We start from the raw sequence: 12,916 nt of genomic DNA, 5'->3' as shown, positions 1-12,916 counted from the left end.
AAACACATTTTTTTTGGGTTCGGGGGGGCTGGGTTTTGTTTATACCCCCCCGCGGGCGCCGCCCCCGCGGGGGCGGCGCCCGCGGCTGCTGACCCGTCCGTGGGCGCCGCCGGGGCCGCTGCGGGACCTCAAGGACGCCCTGCACGACCTGTACCTCGCGGCCGGCGCGCCGTCCCTGGCGGACATCGCGGGCGCCGTCCGGCTGGACGACTCGCTCGCCGCCGCACCGGAGCGGGACAGCGTCCGCCGCCTGCTGCGCTCGCCCCAGCTGCCGCCCAACCCGCACGACGCGGTGGCGGTGGCGTCGGTGCTGGCCCGGATGGCGGGGGGCGGGGCGGCGGTCGCGGCGGGGGAGGCCGCCCTGCGCGCCCGGAACCTGTGGATCGCGGCGGCGGCGGAGCCCCCGTACGGGCACGCCGTCGCGGACCTGCTCGATCCGATCGCCCTCGGCGTCCGTCCGACCTTCGCGTTCCCGGACATGCCCGCCACCCTGCCGACCCTGACCCCGTACGTGGACCGTCTGCACGACCGGGCGCTGCTGGACGTGGTGCGGCTGGGGGTCGGCGGGCACAGCGGCATCGTCATCGCGCGCGGTGCACCGTCGACCGGCAAGACGCGCAGCTGCTGGGAGGCGGTGCGGTCGCTGCCCGCCGACTGGCGGCTGTGGTACCCGGCCAATCCCTCCGACACCGGGCAGGTGCTCCAGGCGCTGGCGGGGGCCGGGCCGCGGACGGTGGTGTGGCTGGACCGGATCGACCGCTACCTGGACGCCGTCCAGGGGGTGACGGCCCAGCGGATCCACGACGAGATCAGGCAGGCGCTGTCCGACACCCGCCGCGCCCCGGTCCTGGTGATCGGGACGGTGTCCGACTCCGCCCGGATGCTGACGGGGGAGGGGGGCGAGGAGCTCCCGAACGCCGCCGCGCTGATGCTGATCGAGGAGGCGGGCGTCAACGTCCCCAACTCCCTGACGGGCAGTGAGCTGCTCGGGCTGGCCGCCCTGGCGCACCGGGACCCCCGGCTGTCGCTGGCCCAGGCCACCGCCAAGGAGACGGCCGTGCAGTTCCTGGCCAGCAACCACGGCGCCCACCCCGTGGTCAACGCGTACTCCTTCCACACGGCCGTGACCACCGGGGACACCGACACGCTCGTGGTGGGCGCGCGGCTCCTGCACGAGACCGGCCGCCCGCGGGAGGCGGTGGCCTGGTACCAGGCCGCGGCGGAGGCCGGCGACAGCCAGGCCGTCCGGTCGGCGGCGAGCCTGCTCAGCGAGAGCGGCGACCTGGCCGAGGCGATCTCCTGGCTGCGCGAGCGCGCCGACGCCGGCGACACCCACGCCGCGCTGGAAGCGGCGCGCCAGCTGGAGCACGACGGGCAGGACGAGGAGGCGATCACCCTCTACCAGCGCGCCGCCCAGACGGGTGGCAAGAGCCAGGCGCTGCGCTCGGCGGCGGCCGTGCTGCGTCGGCACGGCCGGGCGCCCGAGGCCCTGGCGTGGTTGCAGGGCCGGGCGCGGGACGGCGACGAGAAGGCGTACCGCGAGGCCGCCCACCTGCGCTGGACCACCGGTGACCGGGAGGGCGGACTGCGCTCCTACGAGGAGGCGGTGGCCGCCGGAGACACCACCGCCCTGCGCGAGGCGGCGGAGCACCTCCAGGCCGCGGACCGGGTCGAGGAGGCGATCGAGTGGTACCGGCGCGCCGTGCGCGGCGGCGACAAGGTGGCCCTGCGGCCGCTGGCCGACCTGTTGAAGGCCGAGGGCGACCTCGACGGCGCCCTGCCGTACTACCTGCGGGCGGCGGAGCTGTCCGACGTGCTGGCCATGCACCAGGCGGCCGCGCTCTACCGCCTGGGGAAGCAGCCGGCCCGGGCGCTGCACTGGTACCGGGAGGCCTCCCGGCACGGGGACGACTCCGCGCTGCTGCACATCGCCGCCCTCCACCAGGAGGCCGGGCGGATCGACACCGCGCTGACCTGGTACGCGAGGGCGGCCGACAGCCGGATCCGGGACGCCTACCGGGAGGCCGTCTGGATGCTCTGGGACGCGGGGCGGCTCGACGACGCCTACGCGTGGCTGGAGGGCCGCGTCGACAACGGCGACCGCCGGGCGCTGCGCGAGATGGGCGACCTGCTCCGCGAGGTCGGCAGGCTCCCGGAGGCGCTCGCCTGGTACCGCCGGTCCGCGGCGCTGGGCAGCAGGTACTCCCTCCGGCACGTGGCCCGGTTGGAGGAGCGGTGGGGGGCCGGGTCGGCGTAGCGGCCGGTCGCCCGGCGGCTCCGGTGATTTTCGGCCACGTCGCGGCCGGATTCCCCTGCGAACTTCACGAGTTACTTCACCCCAGTGATTCCGGGGTCCTTCCGGCGGTGATTACCGGGGTAATCAGAGAAATGACATGTCTCAGGAATGTGAGCAAGATGTGTGCCCTGGTATGTCCGTCTTTGGTCGGACAAGTCGCCGGTGGTGAGGCGCGTAGACAGCCGTGGAATTGCCTGGGCACTACCAACTCTTGACCTTCCCTAGGGGATTACGTAGCCTCCTGATCAATACGGAGGGCCGGTCGCCGGGGTGTTCGAGCGAGCCAGTTGCCGCCGTGGGGTGACCAATTCGAATCCGTGGGGGATCTCGTGTACGACGTCATTGTTGTCGGTGCCCGCTGCGCCGGATCGCCGCTGGCCATGCTGCTGTCCCGGCAGGGCCACCGGGTGCTGGTGGTGGACCGGGCCTCGTTTCCCAGCGACTCCGTGTCGACGCACTACATCCATCAGGCCGGGCTGTTGAAGCTCAAGGAATGGGGGCTGCTCGACGAGATCGTCGGCGCCGGAACGCCGGCGCTGCGCACGATGCACTACGCCTACCGCGGGATCGAGCTCAACGGCTTCGCCGAGCCGGTCGACGGCGTGGACGCCGTCTACTGCCCGCGCCGCACCGTGCTCGACGAGATCCTCGTCAACGCGGCCCGCCGGGCGGGCGCGGAGGTGCTGGAGGGCTTCACCCTGACCGACCTGGTCTTCGACGGCGACCAGGTGGTCGGCATCCGCGGCCGCGAAGGCGACGGCCCGGAGCGGGAGTTCCGCTCGACCGTGGTGGTCGGCGCCGACGGCTTCCACTCGACGGTGGCCAAGCGCACCGGAGCCGAGCTCTACAACGTGCGCCCGGCCGCCGGGTTCATCTACTACTCCTACTACACCGGGCTGGAGGACTGGGGCCTGCACCACAAGACCGGCATGAACGAGCGCTGGTTCGGCACCTGGCCGACCAACGACGGGCTCCAGATGCTGGCGACCATCTGCACCCGCCGCCAGCTCAAGGAGTTCCGCCAGGACGTCGAGGGCCGCTTCCAGGCCGTGTTCGACGACGTGTCCCCCGAGATGGGCGTCCAACTGCGGGACCAGGGGCGGCGCGTGGAGGACTTCAAGCCGATGCGCTACCCGGACAACTACTACCGCCGCGCCTACGGTCCGGGCTGGGCCCTGGTCGGCGACGCCGGCTACCACAAGGACCCGTACACCGGGTGGGGCATCACCGACGCCTTCCTGCACGGCCAGCTGCTGGCCGACCGGCTCCACCAGGGGCTGGCCGGGGAGCGGCCGATGGAGGAGGCGCTCGCGGAGTACAACAAGCTCCGCGACGAGGAGAGCGGCGACGTCTACGACTTCACCACCACCCTCGGCGAACTCACCGAACTGCCGCCCTTCTTCCGCGCCACGATGTCCGCGATGAGCGCCACCCAGGAGTGGACCGATCGGATGCTCGGCCTGATCGGCGGCATCGTCGAGGGGTACGAGATCTACGCGCCGGACGCCCTGGAGCGCCTCTACGACAGCGCCGGAGTGCCGCAGGACCAGCGGATCTACGACCCCGCGGGCTGAGCCGCCCCGCCCGTCCGATGGTCCGTCACAGCACTGCCGCAGCAGTCGTTCCAGTCCGCCGAGGGAGCCAGCAGATGACCAACGCCGCCAGCATGTACGACCTGATCAGCGAACAGCCCGAGCAGAGACCGTACTTCGAGACCGGCGGGACCGGCCGGTCGCACGAGTTCTACACCGGCGAGGAGCAGCACCGCAGGGAGATGGAGCGGATCTACGGCCGCCGCTGGCTGCCCGTGGACCACGTCTCCCGACTCAAGGAGAAGGGCGCGTTCAGCACCCTGAACATCGGTACCGGATCCGTCCTGCTGCTGCACGGCGACGACGGCATCCAGGCCTACCACAACTACTGCCGCCACCGCGGCTACAAGCTGGTCGAGGAGGCCTCCGGCAAGCGGCAGAGCCTGGTCTGCCTCTACCACTGCTGGGTGTACGACCGCAACGGCGCGCTCAAGAGCCTCAACGGCACCTACCTCGACCACTTCTTCGCCAAGGAGAAGAACGGGCTGCTGCCGATCCGCACCGAGATCCGGCACGGCGTCGTCTTCATCGCCTTCTCCGACGACGCCCCGGACCTGGACGAATCCCTCGGCGAGTTCGGCGAGTTCGCCCGCGTCTACCACCTGGACGAACTGGAGTGCATGGAGGCCAAGGACTACCCGGTCGCCTCCAACTGGAAGCTCGTCGCGCACAACGTCAACGAGAGCCTGCACTTCCCGACCGCCCACAAGGACCTGCACCGGATCACCGACTTCGACGACGCCGGCACCTACGACCTCCAGGGCGACATCGTCGGCGCCTGGCAGTCGATCCGCGGCGGCTTCAACTCCGTCTCCATGACCGGCCGCAGCCGCCGCGAACCGATGCCGCTGGTGCCCGAGGCCGACCGGCAGCGGATCAACTGGATCACCATCCTGCCCAACCTGCTGTTCGGCTTCACCGCCGACTACGTGATGATGCAGTGGGTCTGGCCGGAGAGCCCCGGCACCTGCCTGGTCCGGCACTTCTGGCTCTTCCACCCCTCCGAGACCGCCAAGGAGGACTTCTCCCACGAGGCCGTCTTCGCGCTGTGGGACAAGGCCAACTACGAGGACTGGGCGATGTGCGAGCGCACCCACCGGGGCCTGGCGAACCCGCACTGGGCCCCCGGGCAGCTCTCCCTCGACGAGGAGGTGGTCTCCCAGATCGACGCCTGGGTCGCGGAACAGACAGCTGAGATGGACCCGACAACTCCTCCCGTCAGCTCCGACGCCGCCCCGGCCGCCGAGGCCCGCGCATGACGACGAACTGCTACCTCATCGGCGGCACCCGGGTCCTGACCGCGTGCGCCGCCCGGCTCCTCGACGCCGGCGTGCACATCGAGGGCGTCCTCAGCGACGACCCGGCCGCGGCCGCCTGGGCCGCCGAACACCGGATACCGCTGCTCGACCCGCGCGGCGACCTCCGGGAGCTGCTCTCCCGACGGCCGTTCGACTACCTGCTCAGCACCGTCAACTTCCGGATCCTGCCCGCGGACGTGCTCGCGCTGCCCAGGATCGCCGCCGTCAACTTCCACGACGGCCCGCTGCCCCGCTACGCCGGCAGCCACGTCCCGGCCTGGGCGCTGTACGAGGGCGCCACCCGCCACGCCGCCACCTGGCACCGCATGACGGAGACCGTCGACGCCGGAAGCGTGCTGCTGGAGCGCTGGTTCCCGATCCGCGAGCACTCCACCGCCCTGTCGCTGACCTACGAGACGGCCGAGACCGGCATCGAACTGTTCGGCGACCTCGTCCCGCACCTGGTGGCCGGCACCCTGCCCGAACCGGTCGACACGGCCGGCCGCGAACGCCGCTTCTACCGCCGCGCCGCCCGGATGGCCGACGGCGGCGTCATCCACGCCGGCACCACCGCCGCCGAAGCCGTCCGCACCGCCAAGGCCCTCGACTACGGCTCCTTCCCCAACCCGCTCGGGCTGCCCGTGTACCTCACCGGGCAGGGCGCGGTGTTCACCCGGCAGGTCCGCTCGATCCCCCGCGCCGACGCCCGCACCGGCACCACCGCGCTCTCCGTGACCACCTCCGCGCTGACCCTGGCCGGACCGGACGCCGACCTCGTGCTCAGCGACTTCACCGCCGTCGACGGCACCGCCCTCAGCGGGCAGGCCGCCGCCCAGTGCCTCGGCATCGTCGAGGGCGCCCCGGTGCCGCCCGCCCCGCAGGACCTGCTCGCCGCCCTCGCCGCCGCCCAGGAGCAGCTGCGACCCCACGAGCCCTGGTGGCGCGCCCGCCTGACGGACCTGCGCCCGGCCCGGCTGCCCGCCGGGGACTTCACCGCCGCCACGGCCCACTACGGCCGCTACGAGCTGGCGTTCACCCCCGCCTCGCGCGAGGACACCGTCGAGGTCGTCCGCGCCTTCCTGCGCGCGGTCGCCGAGCGTACGGACGCCGAGAGCGCGGACGCCGGGCGTACGGTCGCCGAGCGCACGGACGCCCCGGCCGGTCAGGACGCCCCCGGGGGCTTCGACTTCGCCTGGTCGCCGTCCGCCGCGCGGGACCTCGCCGAGCGCACCCACGGACTCGTCGCCGCCCGCCACCCCGTGCGCTTCGACACCGAGGACACCGCCGCGACGCTGCGCCGCAAGCTCGACCGGGCCGCCGAGAAGGGCGGCTACGCCGCCGACCTGGAGGCCCGGCTCGGCCTGGCCGGGCGCCCGCTGGGCGAGCGGGAGCCGGCCTTCACCCGGGTCATGGTCCTGGAGCGCGGCGCGGGCGAGGAGGCCTCCGCCGAACCGCACACCGAGGTCGCGCTGCTGTGCGTGCAGGACGGCCCGCCCACGGTGTTCGTCCGGGAGACCGCCATGGACTCCGAGGAGGCGCTGGCGTTCACCGAGCGGGTCGAGGACCTCTTCCTGGCCGCGCTGTTCCACGGCGAGGACGGGACGCCCGTGGCGAGCGGTCGCACCGAGGACGCCTCGGCACGTGCGAGCGCCGATGCCCCGGCGACCGGGGCCGACCCGGACGCCACCGAGGGCCCGACCGTGCTCGACCTGGTGGCCGCCGCCGTCGCCGAGCGGCCCCGCGCCGTCGCCGTGCGCTGCGGCGACCGCACCCTCGACTACGCCCACCTCGACGCCTGGGCGGACGCGATCGCCGCCCGCCTCCACGACCACGGCATCGAACCCGGCTCGGTGGTCGGCATCCTGACCGAACGCGGCCCCCACCTGCTGCCCGCCCTGCTCGGCGTCCTGCGGGCCGGCGCCGCCTTCCTGCCGCTGGACCCGGGCTACCCGGCCGACCGGCTGCGCCGCTACACCGAGGTCGCCCGCTGCGACCTGGTCCTCACCGACGACCGCACCCACGCCCTCGGCCGGTCGCTCGGCGCCGCCCTGCGCGTGCCGGAGGCGGACGGCGCCGCGATGGCCGTGCCGGCCCCGGTCGGCGGCCGCGACCTCGCGTACGTGCTGTTCACCAGCGGATCCACCGGCGACCCCAAGGGCGTCGAGGTCGAGCACGGCGCCCTGGCCAACTTCCTCACCGGCATCGGCACCCGCCTGGCCGTACCGGCCGACGCCCGGGTGCTCGCGCACACCACGGTGGCCTTCGACATCTCCCTGCTGGAGCTGCTCCTGCCGCTGACGCTCGGCGCCACCGTCGTCCTCGCCTCCCGCGAGACCGCGCGCGACCCGCACCGGCTGGCCGAACTGACCGGCGAGGTGACCGTCGCCCAGGCGACCCCGAGCCTGTGGCGCCTGCTGCTGGAGACCGGCTGGACCCCGCCCGCCTCGCTCACCGTCCTGTCCGGCGGCGAGGCGCTGCCGGCGAGCGTCGCCCGGCAGCTGCACGCCTCCGCCCGGGAACTCTGGAACCTCTACGGCCCGACCGAGGCCACCATCTGGGTCTCCTGCCACCGGGTCACCGACACCGACGCCCTGCTGCCGCTCGGCGAACCCCTGCCGAACCTCCACCTGCACGTCCTGGACGAGCGCTCGGAGCCCGTCCCGGCCGGCGGCACTGGCGCCCTCCACCTCTCCGGCGCCGGCCTCGCCCGCGGCTACGCCCACCGCCCCGACCTCACGGCGGACGCCTTCGTCGTCCACCCCACCAGCGGCGTACGCCTGTACCGCACCGGGGACGAGGTGCGGCTGCACCCGGACGGCGCCGTCGAATGGCTGGGCCGGGCCGACGCCCAGGTGAAGGTGCGCGGCAACCGGATCGAACCGGCCGAGATCGAGCGGGTGCTGGAGCGTTTCGACGGCATCACCGCGGCCGTCGTCGGCGCCGCCCGCTTCGAGGGGCGCGGCGAACCGCGCCTGACGGCCTACCTGGTCGGCGGAGCGACGGCCACCAAGTCCCGGCTGGACGCCTTCGTGCGCGCCGCGCTGCCGGACTACATGGTCCCCGACGCCTACGTGCGCATCGACGCCCTCCCGCTCACCGACAACGGCAAGGTCGCGCGCACCCGGCTGCCCGAGCCGAAGCGGGACAACATCGTCCGCGCGGCCGACGGGGCGGAGCCGGCGCGCCCGGCGGTGCAGGACCGCACCGCCGGGATCGCCCGGGTCTTCGCCGCCACGCTCGGGCACACCGAGTTCACCGCGGACGACAACTTCTTCGACCTCGGCGGCGACTCGGCCAGCGTCACGGTGGCCGCGGCGCAGCTGAGCACGGCGCTGGGCCTGCGGATCAGCGCGGCGGACGTCTTCGCGACCGGCACGCCGGCCAAGCTGGCCCGGCTGCTGGGCGCGGGGGAGGGGGAACCGGCACCGACCGTGCCCGCGCCCGTGGCCCTGCCCGTACCGGTGGTCGAGGCCGTACCGGTGGCCGAGACCGAGACCGAGACCGAGACCGAGAGCGAGAGCGAGAGCGAGACCGAGGTCGTGGTCGTGGTCGAGGCCGTTGCGGCCCCCGTACCGGCCCCGGTCGTCGTCCGGGAGCAGGCCCCGCCCGTGGCCCCGGCGCCCGCCGCCGCGCGGCCGCAGCCCGCCCCGCGCCCGGCCGAGGACGGTGCGCTGGCCGTCGTCGGCATGGCCTGCCGCTTCCCCGGCGCCGCCACCCCGGACGAGTTCTGGCGCAACCTGATGGACGGCGCCTCTGGTGTCGGCCCGGCCCCGGCCGGGCGGCGCGGCTGGGCCGAGCTGTGGTCCGACACCGACGACGTGCCGACCGGCTGGCTCGACGGCGTCGAGTACTTCGACCCCGCGCGCTTCGGCCTCACCGACCGCGAGGCCCGGCGGATGGACCCGCTCCAGCGCCTGCTGCTCAGTGTCACGGCCGAGGCGCTGGAGAGCTGCGGCCACGACCACACCTCGCTCGGCGCGGACACCGGCGTCTTCGTCGGCACGATCGCCAGCGACTTCCCCGAACTGGTCGCCCGCAGCACCGGCCACGCCGACCCGCACGCGGCCACCGGTACCGCCATGTCGATGATCGCCAACCGGCTGTCGCACGTCTTCGACTGGTCGGGACCGAGCATCGTGGTGGACACCGCCTGCTCCTCCTCCCTGGTCGCCCTGCACCAGGCCGCCATGCACCTGCGCGCGGGCGACGTCGACGCCGCCGTGGTCGGCGCGGCCAACCTGGTGCTCACCCCGGACAAGTCCCGCTCCTACGCGCGCACCGGCATGCTGTCCCCGCAGGGGCGGTGCCGCACCTTCGACGAGGCGGCGGACGGCTACGTACGGGGTGAGGGCTGCGGCGTCGTCGTCCTCAAGCGGCTCGCCGACGCCGAGCGCGACGGGGACCCGGTGCTCGCGGTGATCCGCGGCACCGCCGTCAACCACACCGGCGGCAGCGCCGGATTCCTCACCGCGCCCAGCAAGCCCGCCCAGGAGGCGGTGCTGCGCAAGGCCCTCGCCGCCGCCGGCCGCACCGCCGAGGACATCGGCTACATCGAGGCGCACGGCACCGGCACCCCGCTGGGCGACCTGATCGAGCTGGAGGCCCTGCACGCCGTCCTCGGCCGGGGCCGGGAGGAGGCCCGGCCGCTCCCGGTCGGATCGGTGAAGACCAACCTCGGCCACCTGGAGCCCGCCGCCGGCATCGCCGGCCTGATCAAGACCGTCCTCGCGCTCCAGGCGGCGACCATCCCGCCCTCGCTCAACTACCGCACCCCGAACCGGGCGTTCGACTTCGCCGGCTCCCCGCTGGTCGTCGCCGACCGGACGCTGCCGTGGGACGGGCCGAAGGCGGCGGGCGTCAGCAGCTTCGGCTTCGGCGGCGTGAACGCGCACGTCGTGCTGGAGGCCGCGCCGGACACCGCCCCGGTGCAGGACGGCGGGCCCCGGCTGGTCGTCCTGTCGGCCGGCTCGGAGGCGGCCTTGCGCACCCTCGCGGAGCGGCTCGTCCTGATGCTGGACTCCCCGCACTGCCCGCCGCTGGCCGCGCTGAGCGAGGCCGCCCTGCGCCGCCCGGCCCAGGCGCACCGACTCGCCTGCGTGGTGAACGGCGTGGAGCAGCTCGACGACAAGCTCCGGCTGTTCCTGGCCGGGGCGGGCACCTCGCGCTCGCTGCACACCGGCGTGGTCTCCGGCACGGCCAGGGCCGGCCGGGAGCCGCTCGCCCTCGGCGCCTCCAGGGAGCAACTCGACGACGCCGCACGGCAGTTCGTCACCGGGGTGGACCTGTCCACCGGCCCGGGCCGGGCGGGCGTGCGGTTCCCGACCGCACCGCACGAGGAGCGCTTCCTGTGGCCGGCCCCGGCCCCCGCCCCCGTGGCCGCAGCGGTCCCCGTTGCCGCGCCCGCACCCGCGCCGGCCGGTCCGTCCGTCCGCCGCTGGGACGGGCAGCCCGAGGCCGCCGAGCACCTCGTGCTCGGGCGGCCGACCCTGCCCGGCGCCGCGTACCCCGGCCGGGTCGCCGAACTCCTAGGCCGGGACGGCTTCACCCTGCGCGACCTGACCTTCCGGATGCCCGTCGAAGGCGCCGACACCCTCACGGCCGAGCAGGACGGACCCTCCGTCCGGTTCCGCAACGCCGCCGGGGCACTGGTCTGCGACGGCGAGGTGGCCGCCGCCGAGGCGCCGTCCCCCCTCGCCCCGCCCGCCGCCCACGGCCTGGCACCCGTGGACCTCGACGCGATGTACCGGGCCCACGAACAGGCCGGGCTGCACTACGGCCCCGGCTACCGCACCGTCACCGCGCTGTCCACCACCCCCGGACAGGCCGTCGGCACCCTCCGAGCCGACGACCGGCCGTACGGGCCGCTGGACGCCCGGCTGCTCGACGGCGCCTTCCAGGTCGCGCTCGCCGCCTGCGGCGCGCGGGGACTGTACGTCCCCTTCGCCGTCGAGCGGCTCACCGTCCGCGGCCCGCTGCCCGCCACCGCCCGGGTGCACGCCCGGCGCGACCGGGAGGCCGGCCCCGACGCCGGGCTGCTCAGCGCGAGCCTGGTGATCCTGGACGGCGACCAGCCCGTGCTGGAGGCCCGCGGGATCACCTGGAAGCGGATCTCGCCGACCCCGCCGGGGCCGGCACCCGAGCCCGACCCGCGGCGGGAGAGCGCCCACGGCGCACCCGCGACCGCGCCCACCGGCGGCACCCGGCCCACCGCACCGCCGCCCCCGCCCCGGCGGACCGGCGGCGCCCTCCGGGCCACGCTCGCCCAGTGGGTGGCGTCCGCCCTGGAACTGGACGCCGACACCCTCGAAGGCGACCGGCCGCTCCAGGAGCTGGGGCTCGACTCGGTCCTGGCCGTCTCGCTGGCCCAGGACATCCGGTCCCGGCTGGACGTGGACATCCCGATCACGCTGCTGCTGGAGGTCGGCACGGTCGACCGGCTGTCCGCCGCGCTGCGCGAGGAGTACGGCGTCGCCGACGGCCCGGCCGAGCCGGCCCCCGCTGCCCCGCCGGAGCGCACCGAGGCCCCCGCGGCCAGGGAGGTCCCCGTGGCCACCGCGGCTACTGCCGCTCCGCGCGACGACCACCAGGACGACGGTCCCCGTGACGACGGCCCCCGCCACGACGACGAGCGCCACGACATCGCCGTCATCGGCGTCGACGGCGTCTTCCCGAACGCCGCGAACCCCGCCGAGCTCTGGCGCGTCCTGACCGACGGCCAGGACTGCCTGCGCGAAGTGCCCGCCTCCCGCTGGGACATCGACGCGTACTACGGCACCGAGGGCGAGCCCGGCACCGTGTACCTGCGGCGGGCCGGCTTCGTCGACGGACTGACCGACTTCGACGCCGGGTTCTTCCGCCTCTCGCCCGCCGAGGCGCAGTGGATCGACCCCCAGCAGCGCCACCTGATCCAGTCGGCCTGGCGCGCCCTGGAGGACGCCGGCCCGGCCGGCCGGGAGCAGACCTCCACCGGCGTGTTCGTGGGGGCCAGCTACCAGCACTACCGGGACATGGTCGTCGGCGAGGTCGTCGAGACGGCCGCCGGGCTGGGCAACCACAACGCGATCCTGGCCAACCGGCTGAGCCACTTCCTGGACCTGCGCGGTCCGAGCATGACGATCGACACCTTGTGCTCCTCCTCGCTGGTCGCCCTGCACACCGCCGTGCGCTCGCTGCGCGCGGGCGAGTGCGAGCAGGCCATCGTCGCCGGGGTGCACCTGGGCATGTCGCCGCAGTACTTCCAACTGGGCTCCCGGCTGCGGTCGTTCTCGCCCTCGGACGCGATCCGGCCGTTCGACGCGGCCGCCGACGGCTTCGTGCCGGGCGAGGGCGTGGTGTCGGTGGTGCTGAAACCGCTGGCGGCGGCGCTGCGCGACGGCGACCGGATCCGGGGCGTCATCCGCGGCAGTGCCGTCAACCACGGCGGCCGCACCAGCGGTCTGACGGTGCCGAGCAGCGGCGCCCAGGAGGACGTGGTGCTGGCGGCGCTGCGGGACGCGGGCGTGTCCCCGGACACGATCGACCTGATGGAGGCCCACGGCACCGGAACCGGCCTGGGCGACCCGATCGAGGTCGAGGGGCTGACCCGGGCCTGGCGGCGGTACACCGACCGCGCGCAGTTCTGCGCGCTCGGGTCGGTGAAGTCCAACATCGGGCACCTGGAGCCGGCCGCCGGACTGGCCGGCCTGGTCAAGGTCCTGCTCGCGATGGAACACGGCACGATCCCGACCTCG

Annotated in this window: 4 protein-coding genes; all 4 read left to right on the top strand. The window is 74.5% G+C overall.

What is annotated here, in order from left to right; genetic code table 11:
* A partial coding sequence (locus ACFWXO_RS42695; protein ID WP_380531936.1) for a hypothetical protein occupies nt 1–2,257 on the top strand: 2,257 nt, incomplete at its 5' end.
* A 356-nt stretch (nt 2,258–2,613) separates the two neighbouring features.
* Nucleotides 2,614–3,870 (top strand): NAD(P)/FAD-dependent oxidoreductase, encoded by a 1,257-nt coding sequence (locus ACFWXO_RS42690; RefSeq protein ID WP_380531934.1) that lies wholly within the window; start codon nt 2,614–2,616, stop codon nt 3,868–3,870.
* Between the two features lie 74 nt (nt 3,871–3,944).
* Nucleotides 3,945–5,147 carry an SRPBCC family protein gene (locus ACFWXO_RS42685; protein WP_380531932.1) on the top strand — a complete coding sequence of 401 codons (1,203 nt, stop codon included), beginning with the start codon at nt 3,945–3,947 and terminating at the stop codon, nt 5,145–5,147.
* The coding region (locus tag ACFWXO_RS42680; RefSeq protein WP_380531929.1) for an amino acid adenylation domain-containing protein at nt 5,144–12,916 on the top strand (7,773 nt) is incomplete at its 3' end. The genes ACFWXO_RS42685 and ACFWXO_RS42680, both read left to right, overlap by 4 nt.

The organism is Kitasatospora sp. NPDC059088, assembly GCF_042738155.1.
In the GTDB taxonomy this organism is placed as follows: Bacteria; Actinomycetota; Actinomycetes; order Streptomycetales; family Streptomycetaceae; genus Kitasatospora.
Note: the sequence above shows the minus strand (reverse complement) of the source record. Positions and strands in the feature narration are given on the sequence as shown.